We start from the raw sequence: 16386 nt of genomic DNA, 5'->3' as shown, positions 1-16386 counted from the left end.
CGTGTCCGAGCCGACGTCGAGCGCGAACTGCAGGGGCTCGTCGATCCGCAGGTCCGCGGCGTCCGCCACGAGCATCCCGCCCAGCGAGAGGTTGATCGTGCGGGCGATGACCCGCTGGTCGTGGGCGACGAGGGCGGCGGGCACCTCGGCGGCGACGCGGACGAACCGCCGGCGCTGCAGGGTGCGACCGCTGCCGATCGGCGTCAGCGCGAACCCCTCGGCGGCGTGGGTGAGCATGCCGTTGAGCCGCGCGGCGCGGTGTCCGTCGCGCCATTCGAGGCAGGCCGGGCACCAGGTCAGCGTGCCGGGCAGGGTGGCGGGACCTTCGATCGGCCGCAGCAGCACCGGGTCGGCGCCGCCGATCACGGTCACGTTGCGACGCCAGCCTCCGTCGAGAACGACGTCGGCGACGACTCCGGGCTCGGGGTGCGGGTTCACACCCAGGTGATCGACGTGCGTGTGCGCGGCTTGAGGGCCCGTCAGGGACGCGGGCCGTGCGTCTGCAGCAGGAGGACCGGTCCCGCTCCGTACCGGCCGGTGCGCCCGGCGCTCCGGAGGGCCGCCATCGCCTTGCCGGTGTACACGGGGTCCAGGTGCACACCGTGCTCGCTGCCGACGGCGATCGCGTCGGTGCAGGCCTGGGTCGGATACCCGTAGCCCGGGCCGAGCTCCGCGGTGTCGACGCCGAGGACCCCCGGTCCCAGGAGCAACGGACCCAGGTCCGCCCCGCGCCGGCGCAGCAGCGCCGCCGTGCGGCGGGCCAGACCGAGCATCTGGCGCTCGTCGAGCCGCAGCGTGTCGTTGACGATCACGGCGTGCACGCGGGTCCGCAGGCCGGCCAGGGCGAACCCCAGGGCGAACCCGGCGGCCGTCCCGCCGGTCCCCACGGCGAGCACGACGTGCGACGGCTCGGGGAGCTCCCCGGCCCGTACCTGGGCGGCGAGCTCCAGGGCGGCCTCGACGGTGCCCAGCACGCCGACGGGGTTGGACCCTCCGGCCGGGAAGACGTACGGCGGGACGATCGCCCGCACGCCGCGCCGCGGAACCAGCGAGGTGTGCTGCAGCACGAGGCCGGGGGCGGCGACGACGGTGCGCGCCTTGGTCCGGGTCCGGTGGACGGTCGCGCCCGACGCGCACAGGCGGGCGAACTGCCGCTCGACGTGCTCGTCCAGCGGCTGGTCGACGACCGCCACCGCGGCATCGAGTCCCTGGTCACGCGCGTAGAGAGCGGTCGCGAGCCCGTGGTTGGTGCCGAGCGCCCCGAACGTCATCACCGTGCGCGCGCCGCGCCGCTGGGCCTCGGGCAGCAGCCACTCGAGCTTGCGGACCTTGTTGCCGCCCCAGCCGCCGTCGCCGTAGGCGCCCTCGTCCTTGACCCACACGTCGGCGCCGCCCGCCGTGAGTCCCTCGATGCGGCGGACGGGCGACGGCGCCGTCCCCAGGCGGACGTGCGGCAGCGCGGAGGGCGAGATCTCCGGGAACCGCTCGTGCAGGTGGACGCGGGTCACGGGCCCAGGACCTCGGCCACGTAGGGGTTGGTGAACGTCCGCTGCGGGTCGAGCCGGTCACGGACGGCCTGGAAGCGGTCCCAGTCCGGGTAGGCCGGCGCCAGATCGGCGGCAGTGCGGAAGTGGCGCTTGCCCCAGTGCGGGCGCCCGCCGAACCCGACCATGATCTCCTCGACGGCGCGCAGGTAGGGCTCCCACTCCATGCCCTCGTACATGTGGGCGGCGATGTAGCAGGTGTCGCGCCCCCCGGCCGGGGACAGGAACGCGTCGTCGCCCGCCACGAAACGCAGCTCGAGCGGGAACGGGACCGCGAAGCCGCGGTCCGGCACGAGCGCGCGGGCGGCCTCGATCGCCTCGCGTGCGTGCGCGCGGGGGATGGCGTACTCCATCTCCGTGAAGCGGACGCTCCTCGGGCTGGAGAAGATGCGGTAGCTGCGGTCGACGCGGACCGAGCGTCCGGAGCCCCGTGAGAGCACGCGGTTGATGCGCGGGATCCACGAGGGACGGGCGCGTCCCACGCGGCAGGCGAGGTCGAACGCGTGGTTGGTGAGGAGGTCCTCCCGCAACCAGGCCGAGACGCGGCCACGTGGCCGAGGGGCCTCGTCGACGCGCGTGTTCGTCCGCGTCAGCGCGAGCGGGCTGTGCGGGAACGTGAAGAACTCGAAGTGGTCGTGGGCATCGGCGAGCTCGTCGAGGCGGGGCAGGACCTCGCTCAGCGGCCGTGGCTCGTCGACGCCGCGGAGGGTGAACGCCGGGACGGCGCGGAGGGTCACGGCGGTCACGACCCCCAGCGCGCCGACGCTCACGCGTGCCGCGCGCCACCCGTCCGGATCGGTCGCCTCGTCGAGTTCGACGACCTCGCCGTCGCCCGTCACGAGCTCGACCGCGTGGAGGGCGCTCGACAGGTTCCGCAGCCGGGCACCGGTGCCGTGGGTGCCCGTCGCGGTGGCGCCCGCGATGGACTGCACGTCGATGTCGCCGAGGTTCTCGAACGCGAGTCCGTGCTCCGCCAGCGCTTCGCTGCAGGCGTTCAGCGTGATGCCGGCCTCGACGCGGACCAGGCCCGCATCGCGGTCGACGTCGAGGACACGGTCCATCCGTCGCAGGGAGAGGAGGGTGCCGGAGGTCAGCACGCACGGCGTGAACGAGTGCCCGGACCCCGCGACGCGCACCGCGCGTCCGGCGGACGCGGCCGCCCGCACCGCGCTCGCGACCTCGGCCACCGACCCCGGCTGCTCGAACGCCGCGGGGGTGCAGGTCTGCTCGCGTGCCCAGTTGGTCCAGGTCTCGGCCATGGAGGGCAGCGTATCCGGCGTGTGCGCAGCGCTTGCGTTCGCCCACGCGCCAGGACTAGGCTGCCCGCCTCTCGGTCGCGCGGGCCCCGGCAGGGGACGCGGACCACAACCTCACTCAGGAGAGCCTCATGTCCAAGGTTGTCCCGGCGCGGCGACGCGTCGTCCTCAGCTCCGTGCTGCTCGCGCTCGCGTCGCTCGGCATCACGGCGTCCGTCGCCACGGCCAGTCCCGGCGTCGGCACACCGACGATCGTCACGGTCGGCGACTCGTACATCTCCGGGGAGGCCGGCCGCTGGGCGGGCAACTCCAACAACGGCGAGTACTACCACGACGCGCTCGGTTCGACCGCGTACTTCGACAACGCCTCGAACACCGCCGAGCAGATCAACCGCTGCCACCGCTCCAAGTCCGCCGAGACCTTCATCGGGGGCGGCGTCCAGGGCGTGAACCTCGCCTGCTCGGGGGCCAAGACCTCGACCTTCACCGACGGTGACGGCAACTTCAAGCCCGGTCTGGACTTCTACCTGAGCGGCTCGAACAAGGGCCAGGCCCGCATGCTGCAGGAGACGGCGACGGCCAAGAACGTGAAGATGGTCGTGGTCTCGATCGGCGGCAACGACTTCAATTTCGGCTCGATCGTGCAGACCTGCGTCACCAACTGGGCGAGCTCTCCGACCTGGTGGAAGGACTACTGCAACGACGATTCGTCGGTCACGGCGAACTTCACCTCGTCGAACGTGTCCGCCAAGACGACGCTCATCAAGAACGCGATCCTGAACCTGAAGACGGCGATGACCAACGCCGGCTACAGCAGCTCGCAGTACACGATCCTCGTGCAGAACTACGAGTCGCCGCTCCCCAACGGCAGCGGCATCCGCTACTCCGAGAGCGGCTACACCCGTCAGAGCGTCGGCGGATGCGGGTTCTGGAACAACGACGCGACCTGGGCCAACAGCACCGCGCTGCCGACGATCAACAACGCGGTGTTCAACGCCGCATCGCAGACGGGCATGTCGAACCTCAAGACCATGAACGTGTCCAGCGCGTTCAACGGTCGCCGCCTGTGCGAGAACACGGTCGGGCTGATCGAGGAGAAGGGCCTGGCCGGTTGGTGGAGCTCGGGCGCCGTCGACCAGACGGAGTGGGTCAACCAGATCCGCACCGTCTCGACCTGCTGCGGCTCCAACTACTACATCCAGGAGTCGCTGCACCCCAACTACTGGGGCCAGCTGGCGCTCCGCGCCTGCGTGCGACTCGCCTACAACGGCGGCGTGCCGCGCGGTGGCACGTGCACCCGGACGGCGAACGGCTTGCTCAACGGCGAGCCGCGGATGGGCCTGAACTAAGGGGCCGGGCCCCGACCCCGGACGGGCACGCGCCCGCCGGGGTCGGTACGGCCAGGCGATCAGACCTGGCCGTACAGCGCCCAGTAGTACCCGGTGGGCTGGATGTCCGCCGAGCTCGGGCCGGACCAGGCCTTGTCGTTGTAGTTGCTGATGAACTGCGTGTTGTTCGACCCCGGGACCGGCTTCAGGGGACCCGCGAAGCCGTAGACGACTCCGGCCGGCTGGTTCGTATGGGACGCGAGGGCCCAGGCGCTCACGATCGGCAGCTTGAGCTTGATCACGTTGAAGCCGAACGCCTTCCCGAACCCGTCGGTGTTGTAGGCGTTGGTCGAGAACCCGAGCTGGAGGTGCAGGCCCGCCCAGCTCTTGTACCAGCGGTCGAAGAGGGTCTTCCCGCCGTCGTTGAACTTCAGCGTCTGGCAGGACAGCAGCGCCATCCACTCCATGTCGCCGTTGCCCCACTTCGCTTCGCTGAACTGCACGTCCCGCAGGCCGCCCGCTCCGTCGGCCCGGCCCGAGACGAACCCCCCGGGCCAGCCGTGGGCGGTCACGAACGCCAGGTCGACGTTGTCGGCGTAGGAGGAGTCGTCGCCGCCGAGACTCGGGTCGATGTAGTCGGTGTCCCAGAAGTTCGCGTGCCCCCAGGAGTACCGCTTCACCGCCACGTCGTCGGCGAGCGCGCTGAAGTCCAGCGCGTGCTGCTCGGCGCCGGGCACGTCCTGCTCGGCTCCGATGTAGGAGACGCCGAAGTCCTTGACGCCGGTCACCGACGCCGTGGCCCGCCTCCGCGCCGACGGCGGTGCGGTCGCCCCGGGCGGGATCTCCAGGGTCGCCGTGTCGTAGCCGGTGACCCCGTTGGCGTCGGTCACGGCGACCGTCACCGACTCGCGGCTCAGCGGCTCGCGTGACTGCAGCTGGTAGGAGAACGACGGGCCGCCGGGACCGGCGAGGCCGCCCGAGCAGGTCGTGTAGCTGTACGTGTACGGGGCCTTGCCGCCCTTCACGCCGGTCCGGCCGGTGACCGTGGAGCCGTTCAGCGTCACGGTGATCTTCGGCACCGGTGCGACGCCCTGTACCGCCGGGACGTAGCGCCCGAGGAGGTTGACGACCTGGCCGCCGTTGACCGTGGAGGCCCGGTACTCGTAGTGCGGGACGACGGCGCGAGCCTTCACGGTTGCGGGCGGCGAGTAGTAGACGAGCCGGCGCGAGAGCTTGAGCTGCTGGTTCGGGCAGCCGCCGGTGAACGCCTGCGCGGCGGTGGCGTCGGCCTTCTCGGCCGGGATGACCTTCCGCGTGGTGTCGGTCTTGGTGACGCGGCGCGACGCGAGATTCAGCCGGCTCACCGAGCCGTCGCCGGCGAGCATCACGCTGGCGTTCTCGCCCGGTCCGACGACGGGGAGACCGCTGATCTTGCGCTTGAACGAGACCTGGGTGCCGAGCACCTTGCTGGCGATCGCCCCCGCGGGGCCGAACAGCCCGATGCGGGACTGGCTCGTCGAGGCGGAGCCGAGCTCACCGAGTCCGGCGTCGTCGAGAGCCTTCGTGACCCGGCTGAGGGCGTCGGCCGGGCTGAGGACCTTGAGCTTCGCGAGTGCGGGGAGGTCGAAGGCCTGCTCGTTGGTCGGGTTGCCGTCCTCGTCGAGCCCGGCGTCCGGGGTGACGACGACGCTCGGCACGCGGAGGAACCGCGCGGAGTCGAGGTAGGTCGGGACGCCCTGGACGCGGCGCACGGGCGTGCGGAGGTCGAACGCCTTCGCCACGGCCTTGGCCTGGGCGCTGGAGATCCCCTGCGCGTTGACCTTGTAGACCGGCAGGCGCTTGGCGGTGGCCGCCGGCGACGGGGTCGCAGCGGCCAGGGACAGGAGTGCGGCGGCGATCGTCGCGCGCCGGACGGCGGCTGGGTGAAGCATGGGTCCTCCCTGTCGAGTTGCGCGTCCGGGTGACGCGCACGCGTGAGCGTGCCAGAGCTGACTGCGCCCGTGGTCTCAGTTCGCTCTCACGGCGAGCGGTCCCGGCCGCGGCTCGCACAGGACGGCGCGCTCGACGCCGCGCAGGGCTCCGGTGAGCCGGATCTCGGGCGCGTCGGCGACCTCTTCCAGCGCGATCGCGCGTTCGACGACGCAGACACCAGCGGTCCGCAGTCGCTCGAGCTCCCGACCACGGGTCGTCCCCGGAAGGATGCGGCCGTCGAGCGGGGGCGTGGCGACACTCCCGTCGGCGAGGACGACGAACACGTTGGCCCGCGAGGTCTCGAGGACGAACCCGTCGAGATCGACCGCGAGTGCCAGGGCATCGGGACGCGACGGCGCGAGGGCGTCCCACAGCCGGCGGTCGGACCACTTGTGGGCGCCGAACCCGCCCGGCACCACCACGGGGACCAGCGCCACGGGGGACGGCGTGGCCGGAGGGAGGGGGGAGCACACGGCCCGCACCTCGAGGCGTCCCGCGGCCCCGGGCCGGACGTCGACCCGCAGGCGCGCCCGGGGCTCCCGGTCGGACCCGGCGGCGGTGATCGCGGCGTGCATCCGCGCCAGCAGCGGTCGCAGCGCTATCGCGTCGTCCCAGAGCGCGACGGTGCTGTCCGTGAGCCGTGCGACGTGCGCCTCGACGTGCTGCGGCTCGCCGCCCACCACGAGCAGGGTCTCGAAGACGCCGCGCTCGGGCTCCGGCCGGGGCAGTGGGACCGGACCGCGCCGCGGGGGGACCGGACGGGGCGGGGGGATGGCCGCCGAGCCGCTCGCCCCGCGCACGAACGGCGGCGCCCCGATCGCGGCGAGCAGCGGGGCCGCCTTGTCGGCCGCCTCCCGCGCTTCGTCCTGACCGGTGGAGTCGGCGACGATGCCGCCGCCCACCCCGAGCCAGATCCGGCCGCCGGCGGCCTCGAAGGTGCGTATCGCCACGTTGAGATCCAGGCCTCCGGCGGGCGAGACCATGCCGATGGCCCCGGTGTAGGTCTCCCGTCCGGTGCTCTCGAGCTCGTGGATGACGCGCATCGCGGCGATCTTCGGCGCCCCCGTCACCGAGCCGGGCGGGAAGGTCGCATGCAGCAGCTCGCCGTCCCCGACCCCATCGCGCAGCGTGCCCTTCACGTCGGACACGAGATGCCACACCCCTGGCGCGGGACGCGGTACGGCAAGTGCGGGAACGCGGACGGAGCCCGCCTCGCAGACGCGACCGAGGTCGTTGCGGACGAGGTCGACGATCATCACGTGCTCGGCGCGGTCCTTCTCGGAGCCGAGCAACTCCTGACGGGCCTCGTGGTCGGCCACCTCGTCGGGTCCGCGCGAGCGCGTGCCCTTGATCGGTGAGCTCACCACGGTGCGTCCGTCGCGGCGCAGGTACAGCTCGGGGGACAGCGAGGCCACCGAACCCCAGTGGCCACGGCAGAACGCCGCCTTGGCGGGGGTGAGGGAGCGCCAGGCGGCCGTGAACAGCTCGAGGAGGTCACCCTCGGTCCGGGACTCCAGGCGCTGGCACAGGTTGGCCTGGAACAGGTCGCCCGCCGCGATGCGCTCGACGCAGGCCTCGACCGCCGCGGCATGCGCGGAGGCGGAGGGGTGCGCGTCCCAGGGGCCGGTGACGACCTGCTGCGGCTGCGCGGCCTCGGTCTCGAGGGCGAGCGCGAGCGCGCGCAGCTCCTCGAACCGGTCGCGGAGCTCCGCGTCGCGTCGGTCGGTCCAGAGGGCCTCCAACCACCACGTGCCCTCGGCGTCCTGCCGCACCAGATGGTCGTGGAAGGCCAGCGACGCGTCCGGGAGGGCGCACGGTCGCGGGGGTGGACCACCGACCGGTTCCAGGCGCCGGCCGAGCGGGTAGCCGAACCGCCCGAACCATCCTCCGCCGACCGCGCCCGCGAGGTCCGCGCCGGGAGGGGCGGGCGCGTGCGGAGCCGGCGGCGTGGCCGCCCGGGGCGGGTGCGCCGGCGCGAGCGTCGGGAGCCGCTCGACCGCCGCGAACGGGTCCTCCGTCGGCCGCAGGACGACGAGGGGCGCTCCGGTGACGATCGCGCGCGAGCCGTCGGCCCAGTCGCCCAGCAGCGCGGTCCCGCACGCCTCGCCGCGCAGCAGCAGGGGCGCCCGCCAGGTCGCCAGCGGGACGCCGAGCGGCTCACGGATCAGCGTCGCGACGGTCGGAACGGCAGCGGACACGGGGGCATCATCGCGCGCGGCCCACCCGCGTGGCCGCCCCCATCGGGCGGGGGGACGGTCCCGCGGTAGCTGGTTGCCTGACCCGGCCAATGTGCACTAGTGTCACCGCCGCGTCACGGAGCTGCTGGACACGGACCGGTGGGACGCGCCCGGAGGGGATGCGTGGGAGTGCAGGCGGGAACAATGCGCGGGGTCGCCGATCGGGCGTTCCTTCCGCTGCGGGACTTCATCGAGACCATCGGCTCGATGGGCATCCTGACGGGCAAGACCATCGTGTCCGCCATCCGCCCGCCGTACCCCTACGGCGGCGAGTTCGTGTCGCAGTTCCTGTTCGCGCTGCGGCTGTGCTGGTTCCCGATGATCGTCGCGTCGGTGGCGTTCACCTACGGCCCGTCGGGCATCCAGGCGGCGAACTTCCTCAACCTGTTCGGCGCGCTGGACCGACTCGGGGGCCTGTTCGTGCTCGCCGTCGTGCGGGAGTTCGCGCCGCTGGTCTGCGCGATCGTCATGGCCGGGGTCGCGGGGACCGCGATGTGCGCGGACCTCGGGGCCCGCAAGATCCGCGAGGAGCTCGACGCCCTGCAGGTCCTCGGCGTCGACCCGATCAAGAACCTGGTCGTGCCCCGCTTCCTGGCGCTGATGCTCGCGACCGGGATGTTCAACGTCTACGCGCTGATCTTCGGCACCTTCGGCGGCGTCCTCGTCACCTACTCCAACGACGCTCCCATCGGGCCGTTCTTCGCGACCTACTTCACGAACGCGACCACCACCGAGCTGTGGGGCTCGCTGCTCAAGACCACGCTGTTCGGCGCGATCATCGCGATCGTCTGCTGCTACAAGGGCCTGACCGCCAAGGGCGGGCCGGAGGGCGTCGGACGCGCGGTGAACCAGGCGGTGGTCATCGCGTTCCTCGGGATCGGGGCGTTCAACTACGTGTTCACCCAGACCCTGCTGGCCACGCATCCGGAGCTGTCGGCCGTCCGATGAGCGTCCTCAACGAGCGGATCTTCCTGCCCTTCGGGACGTGGCTGCGGTTCTGCGGCCGCGTCATGGGCGACGTCTACTCGCTGCGGGTCCTGCGCTTCTTCGGCGAGGCGCTGCGCCAGGCGGGCATCCTCGTCGTCGGGTCGGTGCTCATCGTGCTGGGCCTGGTCTTCATCCTCGGCCTGCAGTGCGGGATCGAGGGGGCGTACGGCTCACGAGCCGTCGGCTCGCCGTCCACGGTCGGCGCCTTCACCGCGCTGTGCGACCTGCGCGAGATCACCCCGTACGCCTTCGGCTACATGATGGCGGCGAAGGTCGGCACCGGCATGGTCGCCGAGCTCGGGTCGATGCGCATCTCCGACGAGATCGACGCGCTCGAGGTGATGGGCTTCAACTCGATGCTCTACCTGTGCGCCACGCGCCTGCTGGGCATGTGGATGGTGCTGCCGTTCGTCTACATCATCGCGGTGGCCGCCGGCTTCCTCGGCTCCTACATCGCCGTCGTCCAGCAGATCGGGGAGGTCTCCGCGGGCGGCTACTTCCAGATCTTCTGGCAGTTCCAGAACCCGGTGGACCTCCTCTACTCGTCCATCAAGGGCCTGTTCATGGCGACGTTCGTCGTCCTCGTCGGCGTGTACTACGGCTACAACGTGAGCGGGGGACCGGTCGGGGTCGGGCGGGCGACCGCGAAGTCGATGGTGATGAACATCTTCGGCATCCACATCATCGGGATGCTCGGGACGCAGATCTTCTGGGGCGGGAACCCTCGGGCCCCGATCGGTGGCTGACGCGTGCGGCACGTGAGCACTCCGCGCGCCGCGGCGGTTGCGGCACTGGTCGTCGGGCTGGCGGCGGCCGCGGCGATCCTGCTGGGCGGCGGTGGCGACTACGTCGTGAAGGCGCGGATGGTCGACGCCGGTCAGCTGGTCAAGGGCGGGCTGGTCATGGTCGCCGGGCAGCCGGTGGGCAAGGTCACCGACATCCGCCTGACGCAGGACAACCAGGCCGAGCTGGTCATGACCATCACCGACGACAACGCGCGGCCGCTGCATCGGGGCACCGTCGCCCAGGTCCGCCTCGTCGGCCTGTCGGGTGTCACCAACCGCTACGTCGACCTGCTGCCGGGACCGTCCGACGCCCCCGAGATCGAGGACGGCGGCGTCCTGCAGCAGTCCGAGACCAGGCCGGTCGTCGACCTCGACACCGTCCTCGACGCGCTCGACGAGAAGACCCGCACGAAGCTGCAGCGGATCATCAAGGACGGCGACAAGATCTTCCAGGGGACCGCTCCGGACGCGAATCGCGCCACCGAGTACCTCAACCCGGCCGTCGCGCAGGGTCGTGCGCTGGCGGAGGAGCTGGCGTACGACACGGCCGCCGTCGGCAAGCTCATCAGCACCGGGGCGACCGTCGCCGGCGTCCTGGCGAGCCGCCAGGGAGACGTCGGGTCCGGCATCACGAGCACCGCCCGCACGCTGCGGGCGATCGCCGACGAGCGGACGTCCCTCCAGGACGCCCTGACCCGCGCCCCGGGCGTGCTGCGTCAGGCCCGCTCCACGCTGGCGACGACGCGCCGGACCCTCGCGGAGTTCCGCCCGACCCTGCGGTCCCTGCGACCGGCCGCCGCCCCGCTCGCCGACCTCCTGCGCGACCTCCCGTCCACCTCCCGCCAGGCCCGACCGGTGCTCGACGACCTCGTCGATCTGCTCCCCGCCCTGCGGACGGTGCTGCGGGACGCCCCCGCGCTCGCGGAGGTGGCCCTGCCCGCCGTGACCTCGGCGACGAGCTCCGTGCGGTCGGCCGCGTCGATCTTCACGGGGATCCGTCCTTACGCTCCCGACCTCGTCACCGGCCTGTTCAACGGCCTCGGCGGCTACGCCACGACGAACTACGACGCCAACGGCCACTTCGCCCGGATCGGGTTCTCCGGCGGCGGCCCGGCCGGAACGGGCCTGCTGAACCTCGGCGGCCTGGCGAACACGCCGGGCGTCCGCACGGGCGTGACCGCGCGCTGTCCCGGGGCCGCCGGCGACCCGGCGCCGGACGGCTCCAACCCCTACGTGCCGGACCCGTCGATCTGCGACCCGTCGGAGAACCGCCCGTGAGCGCGGGGCGCACAGCCACGGGTGGGGGGCGACGGGTCCTCGTCCTGGCGACCCTGGCCGCGCTGGCGGTCGCCGGCCTCGCCCTGACGCTCGGCGCCTCGAGGTCCGGGGCCGCCGACGGCACTCCCTCGACGTACCGCGTGAACGCGATCTTCGACACCGCCAAGGGCATCATCCCCGGGCAGGTCGTGAAGATCGCCGGTGCTCGTGTCGGCTCGGTGGACGACGTCACGCTCACCGAGGACTTCAAGGCCCGGATCGAGATGACCGTGGACGGCCGGTTCGCCCCGTTCAGGAGCGATGCGGCCTGCGACATCCAGCCGGAGGGCCTCATCTCCGAGCGCTTCGTCCAGTGCGACCCGGGTTCGCCGGACGGCCGTGAGCTGCAGCAGGAGAACGGGGTGCCGACGGTCCCCGTGGAACGCACCAAGGTCCCGGTCGCCATCACCGACCTGTTCAACATCTTCAACCTGCCGGTGCGCCAGCGCTTCACGGTGATCGTGAGCTCGCTGGGCCTCGGGCTGGCCGGGCGCGGCACGGACGTCAACGAGATCATCCGGCGCGCCAGCCCGACGCTCGGGCTCGTGCGGGACGTCCTGCAGCGTCTGGAGCGGGACAAGCGCGACCTCCAGGACGCCGTCAGCGCGACGGACGCGGTCGTCGCGCAGCTCGCGCAGCGACCCGAGCGCGTCGGCGACTTCGTCGACCGCGCGGCACGCCTCACCTCGAGAACCGCCCGGCACACCTCCGCGCTCCGCCAGGGCATCCGGGACCTCCCGGCGCTCCTGGACGAGACCGAGCCGACGGTGCGGCGGTTCGAGACGTTCAGCCGCGCCTCGACGCCGCTGCTGCGCCAGTTGCGGGCAGCGGCACCGCAGCTCACGCGGCTGCTCACCCAGGTGAAGCCCTTCGCCGAGGCCGGTCGGCCGGCGCTGCGGTCCCTCAACACGACCTCGGTGACCGGGCGGCGGACGATCGAGGTCGCGGCACCGGTCGTGGACCTGCTGCGGACCTTCGCGGGCGCGGCGCTGCCGACCGGCACGCAGCTCGCGGACCTCGTGACGAACCTGCGGGACCGCGGCGTCACCGAGTCGGTCGGGCGGTTCGCGTACAACGCGGTCGGCTTCACCGGCCGGTACGACAAGCACGGCCACATCGCCCCGGCCCACGCGTTCTTCAACGCGTGCGCGATCTTCGCCGAGACGCCGTCGCCGGACTGCCGCGCGACCTACACGACGCCCACCCCGACCGTGCGGCGGCAAGCCTCCCGCCCGGCCGGCCGAGCGCCCGCGGACACGCCGGCGAGGAAGCAGTCCCGGCCGCTGCCCGTACCGGCGCGCCCGGCGCCGAAGCCCACGGCACCCAAGCGACCGGAGATCCGCCTGCCGGGCCTGCCCACCCTCACCCTGCCCGAGATCCCCGGGCTGGACGTCAAGGGACTCGGCCGGGCGCTCGACGGGCGCTCCGATGACGCCGCCTCCCAAGGTCTCCTGGAGTACCTCCTCGGATGAACCGGCGACAGTCAAGCTTCAACCCCGGCGAGCTGTTCGGGAACCCGATCCTCGTCGGGTCGATGATCCTGATCGTCACGGTCATCGGCGTGCTGCTCTCCTACAACGCCAACAAAGGCCTGCCGTACGTCCCCGCGTACCAGATCTCCGCGATCGTGCCGGACGCCGCGGAGCTCACGCCCGGCGGCTCGGAGGTCCGGATCGGCGGCGCCCGCATCGGCATCATCAAGGAGATCGAGGCGCTGCCCGCGACGCCGACGCAGCCGGCCCGGGCGCGCCTGTACCTCGAACTGCAGGAGGACAAGGCGGGCCTGCCCGTCGACTCCGAGGTACGCGTGCGCCCCCGCTCGATCCTCGGCGCGAAGTACCTCGACGTCATCCCGGGCAAGAGCTCACGCGGGATCCCTCCGGGCGGCTCGATCCCCATCGAGCAGGCCCAGCCGATCGTCGAGCTCGACGAGGCGTTCAACGTGTTCGACGACGAGACCTCGAAGGGGATCCGGAGCGTCGTGACGGTGCTCGGCGACGCCCTCGCCGGTCGCGGCGCCGATCTCAACGAGACGGTCGCGGAGACGGCGAAGGTGATCCCCCCGGCCCAGCGGGTCCTGGCGGTGCTCGCCGATCCGGATACCCGGCTCGACGACTTCGTGCGGGGCCTCGGCGCGACCTCGCGGGCGATCGAGCCCGTCGCCCCTCGGGTCTCGTCGCTGCTGCTCAACGGCGCCAGGACGCTCCAGGCGCTCGACGCCGCCGGGCCCGAGCTGGAGCAGAGCATCGAGGAGCTCCCGCGCACCGAAAGGGCGGTGACGTCCGCGCTGCGCGTCGCCCGGCCGGTGCTGGACGACGCCACCGCGATCGCCACCCGGTTGCGGCCCGGCGCCGCGCTCCTGCCGCGCGCCTCGCAACGCCTGGCGGATGCGGTCCGGGCGACCACGCCGGTCGTGCGGCGGGTCCCCGACCTCTCCTCGCGGCTGCGGACCACGCTCCTGGCGCTGGAGCGCCTGGCCCGCAACCCCTCGGCGCCGGCCGCCGTCCGCAAGCTGACCACGACGGTCGAGACGCTCGACGTGACCCTCCAGACGCTGCTGCCGGCGCAGAAGACCTGCAACATCCTGGGCCTCTCCACGAGGAACCTCGGTGACGTCGTGGCGTACGGCAACGTCGACGGGTCCGCGCTCAACGCCCTCTTCATGCTGGGGTTGAACCAGCAGCTGCAGAGCGCGGGCCCGGCAGACAACCTGCACGCCAACCCGACGCCCAACAACAACGCGCGGGAGTGCGAGAGCGGCAACGAGCCGTACCTCCCCGGCCGGCACATCGGGAACCCGCCGGGCCTGCAGCCGGCGAGCACGGAGCTGACCCAAGCCCCGGCGAGCGCGACCCGCCGGGCTCGCGCGGCCGGGCTGCTGAAGGAGATCGGTCGATGAGGCGCGTCCAGGCATCGCACCGCATCCCGACGCCCGTGCTGGGAGCGCTGTTCATCGTCCTGTTCCTCGCCGGGGTCTACCTCGCCTTCACCAAGCGCGTCCCGCTCGTCGAGGGCTACCGGGTCGAGGCGGTCTTCTCGAACTCCAACCAGCTGCGCAAGGGCTCGCCGGTGCGCATCGCCGGCGTGGACGTGGCCAAGGTCGTGAAGCTCGCGCACGGTCCCGGGACGACGTCGATCGTGACGATGGAGTTCAAGGACAGCGGGCGACCGGTCCACACCGACGCCGAGCTGCGCATCCGGCCGCGCCTGTTCCTCGAGGGCGGCTTCTACGTGGAGCTGCATCCCGGCAGCCCGAGCGCGCCGGAGATCCGGGACGGCGGGACGATCCCGCTCTCGCAGACCGCCATCCCCGTCCAGTTCGATCAGGTGCTGACCGGCAGCCTCGGTCGGCCGTCCCGCGATGCGCTGCGCACCGTGCTCGACGAGGCGGGGACCGCGCTGGCGAAGGGCGGGGCCCAGGACCTCGGTGCGGCCGCCCGTCCGGCGGCGCCCGCGCTGCGCGACGTGGCGATCGTCGCCAAGGCCGCCCGCGGGGTCGAGACCCACGACGTGTCGCAGACCGTCCGGTCGCTGTCGCGCATCACGGCGGCGCTGGCGTCCAACGAGCGCGCGCTCGGGGGGCTGGTCACCGGCATGGCGCGGACCACGAACGCGCTCGCCTCCGAGCAGGACGCCCTGCGGTCGAGCGTCCGGGAGCTCGACAACGTCCTCGAGAGCTCGCCACCTGCCCTGCGGGCCATCGACCGGGCGCTCCCGCCCGCGACCCAGCTCGCACGCGAGCTGCGCCCCGGCCTCGACATCGCGCCGCCGGTGCTGCGGGGCGCGGTCAAGCTGCTGGACCAGCTCGATCGCGCGACCCGCCCGGCCGAGCTTCCGGGCCTGCTGCGGACGCTCCGGCCCGCGGTCACCACGCTGCCCGAGCTGGAGTCGCGCCTGACCACGTTGTTCCCGCTCGTCGACCCGGTCACCGACTGCGTGCGCGACCGGCTGGTCCCGGTGCTCCAGACGAAGCTCGACGATGGGGCGCTCTCGTCGAACCGCCCGGTCTGGCAGGACCTGCTGCACTCGGCGACCGGCCTCAACAGCGCCGCGTCGACGTTCGACGGCAACGGCCACCAGGTGCGGTACCTGTTCGGCTTCGGGGACCAGGCGATCGGGCTGGGGGACATTCCCGGCATCGGCCCGCTGGTCGGTACGGGATCGGACCCCATCCAGGGCATCCGGCCCCGCTGGAACGGTCCGTTCAAGTACCCCGAGTTCCATCCCGAGGCGCCGTGCCGTGATCAGCCGGCGCCCAAGCTCCAGGTCGCCAGCTCGGCGCCCAGGGTCACGACGTCCCGGACCATCAAGCGGCGCGCGGTCCGCGCGCGGCCGGTGTCGGTCGCGAAGCTGCGGTCCGCCGAGAAGCAGCTCGCCGCCAAGCTGAAGGCGGGGGCCGACCGATGATGCGGCGGCAGCTCGAGCGCTACGGGCGCTGGCTCATCGTGCTGGCCGTGCTGATGGCGGTGGCCGCGGTCTGCGCCGGGTACATCCTGGTCAACCAGCGGCTCAGCCTGCCCTTCCGCGACACCTACCAGGTCAAGGTCGAGCTCCAGACGGTGCCGGGGCTCACCCCCGGGCTGGGACAGCCGGCGAACGTGGCCGGTGTGAAGGTCGGGATGATCACCGGGGTGAAGCTCCGGGACGGTCGCGCGATCGTCGAGCTCGAGATCAACCGGGGCAAGCTCCCCGTGGTCCGCGACAACGCGCACGCGACGCTGGTCCCGAACTCCCCGCTCAAGGATCTCCAGATGGAGCTGTTCCCGGGCCGTCCACCGGCCCGCCCGCTCCCCGACGGTGGCCTCATCCCGATCGCCCGGACCTCGGTGCCGATCGACAGCGACGAGCTGACCAACGCCCTCGACGCCGACACCAGGACGTTCTTCAACATCCTGACGACGGGCAGTGCCGAGGCCCTGAAGGGGCGGGGCAAGGACCTGCGCGCGCTCTTCGCAGCGCTG

Annotated in this window: 13 protein-coding genes; 8 read left to right on the top strand and 5 right to left on the bottom strand. The window is 72.5% G+C overall.

What is annotated here, in order from left to right:
* The 3 genes from ABYE80_RS07295 to ABYE80_RS07285 all read right to left on the bottom strand — a co-directional run.
* Nucleotides 1-438: PilZ domain-containing protein (locus tag ABYE80_RS07295; RefSeq protein ID WP_372789609.1), on the bottom strand; the 438-nt coding region annotated here is incomplete at its 3' end.
* Nucleotides 439-479: 41 nt separating this feature from the next.
* A complete protein-coding gene (locus ABYE80_RS07290; RefSeq protein WP_372789608.1) occupies nucleotides 480-1508 on the bottom strand; it encodes a 1-aminocyclopropane-1-carboxylate deaminase/D-cysteine desulfhydrase in 1029 nt (342 codons plus the stop codon).
* Nucleotides 1505-2803, bottom strand: coding sequence for a D-arabinono-1,4-lactone oxidase (locus ABYE80_RS07285; protein ID WP_372789607.1), 1299 nt, complete (start codon nucleotides 2801-2803; stop codon nucleotides 1505-1507). The genes ABYE80_RS07290 and ABYE80_RS07285 overlap by 4 nt, the downstream gene beginning before the upstream one ends.
* A gap of 128 nt (nucleotides 2804-2931) precedes the next feature.
* Here ABYE80_RS07285 and ABYE80_RS07280 point away from each other — a divergent pair, with 128 nt between their 5' ends.
* Nucleotides 2932-4149, top strand: a complete 1218-nt coding sequence (locus tag ABYE80_RS07280; RefSeq protein ID WP_372789606.1) for a hypothetical protein — start codon at nucleotides 2932-2934, stop codon at nucleotides 4147-4149.
* A 59-nt stretch (nucleotides 4150-4208) separates the two neighbouring features.
* Here ABYE80_RS07280 and ABYE80_RS07275 read toward each other — a convergent pair whose 3' ends face one another.
* The gene (locus ABYE80_RS07275; protein WP_372789605.1) at nucleotides 4209-6059 is read right to left on the bottom strand and encodes a DUF6345 domain-containing protein; all 1851 of its coding nucleotides are present in this window, start codon (nucleotides 6057-6059) and stop codon (nucleotides 4209-4211) included.
* Between the two features lie 75 nt (nucleotides 6060-6134).
* Nucleotides 6135-8297 (bottom strand): aminodeoxychorismate synthase component I, encoded by a 2163-nt coding sequence (locus tag ABYE80_RS07270; RefSeq protein ID WP_372789604.1) that lies wholly within the window; start codon nucleotides 8295-8297, stop codon nucleotides 6135-6137.
* Between the two features lie 246 nt (nucleotides 8298-8543).
* On the opposite strand from ABYE80_RS07270, the gene ABYE80_RS07265 reads away from it, so the two are divergent.
* From ABYE80_RS07265 to ABYE80_RS07235, 7 genes are all read left to right on the top strand, one after another.
* Nucleotides 8544-9284, top strand: coding sequence for an MlaE family ABC transporter permease (locus ABYE80_RS07265; protein ID WP_372789610.1), 741 nt, complete (start codon nucleotides 8544-8546; stop codon nucleotides 9282-9284).
* Nucleotides 9281-10069, top strand: a complete 789-nt coding sequence (locus tag ABYE80_RS07260; RefSeq protein ID WP_372789603.1) for an ABC transporter permease — start codon at nucleotides 9281-9283, stop codon at nucleotides 10067-10069. Before ABYE80_RS07265 ends, ABYE80_RS07260 begins: the two co-directional genes overlap by 4 nt.
* 12 nt (nucleotides 10070-10081) lie before the next feature.
* Nucleotides 10082-11386, top strand: coding sequence for an MlaD family protein (locus ABYE80_RS07255; protein ID WP_372789602.1), 1305 nt, complete (start codon nucleotides 10082-10084; stop codon nucleotides 11384-11386).
* A complete protein-coding gene (locus ABYE80_RS07250) occupies nucleotides 11383-12897 on the top strand; it encodes an MlaD family protein (RefSeq protein ID WP_372789601.1) in 1515 nt (504 codons plus the stop codon). The genes ABYE80_RS07255 and ABYE80_RS07250 overlap by 4 nt, the downstream gene beginning before the upstream one ends.
* Nucleotides 12894-14324 carry an MlaD family protein gene (locus tag ABYE80_RS07245; RefSeq protein ID WP_372789600.1) on the top strand — a complete coding sequence of 477 codons (1431 nt, stop codon included), beginning with the start codon at nucleotides 12894-12896 and terminating at the stop codon, nucleotides 14322-14324. Before ABYE80_RS07250 ends, ABYE80_RS07245 begins: the two co-directional genes overlap by 4 nt.
* Nucleotides 14321-15832, top strand: a complete 1512-nt coding sequence (locus ABYE80_RS07240) for an MlaD family protein (protein WP_372789599.1) — start codon at nucleotides 14321-14323, stop codon at nucleotides 15830-15832. The genes ABYE80_RS07245 and ABYE80_RS07240 overlap by 4 nt, the downstream gene beginning before the upstream one ends.
* Nucleotides 15829-16386: MlaD family protein (locus tag ABYE80_RS07235; RefSeq protein ID WP_372789598.1), on the top strand; the 558-nt coding region annotated here is incomplete at its 3' end. The genes ABYE80_RS07240 and ABYE80_RS07235, both read left to right, overlap by 4 nt.

The sequence above is a fragment of the Paraconexibacter sp. genome (assembly GCF_041602235.1).
GTDB lineage: Bacteria > Actinomycetota > Thermoleophilia > Solirubrobacterales > Solirubrobacteraceae > Paraconexibacter.
This window is presented reverse-complemented; position numbering and strand designations above follow the sequence as displayed.

Bases quoted from the DNA above. Each gene is read 5' to 3' on its own strand.
- ABYE80_RS07285 (WP_372789607.1), bottom strand. From the start codon at position 2,803: ATGGCCGAGACCTGGACCAACTGGGCACGCGAGCAGACCTGCACCCCC.
- ABYE80_RS07280 (WP_372789606.1), top strand. From the start codon at position 2,932: ATGTCCAAGGTTGTCCCGGCGCGGCGACGCGTCGTCCTCAGCTCCGTG.
- ABYE80_RS07275 (WP_372789605.1), bottom strand. From the start codon at position 6,059: ATGCTTCACCCAGCCGCCGTCCGGCGCGCGACGATCGCCGCCGCACTC.
- ABYE80_RS07265 (WP_372789610.1), top strand. From the start codon at position 8,544: ATGGGCATCCTGACGGGCAAGACCATCGTGTCCGCCATCCGCCCGCCG.
- ABYE80_RS07260 (WP_372789603.1), top strand. From the start codon at position 9,281: ATGAGCGTCCTCAACGAGCGGATCTTCCTGCCCTTCGGGACGTGGCTG.
- ABYE80_RS07245 (WP_372789600.1), top strand. From the start codon at position 12,894: ATGAACCGGCGACAGTCAAGCTTCAACCCCGGCGAGCTGTTCGGGAAC.
- ABYE80_RS07240 (WP_372789599.1), top strand. From the start codon at position 14,321: ATGAGGCGCGTCCAGGCATCGCACCGCATCCCGACGCCCGTGCTGGGA.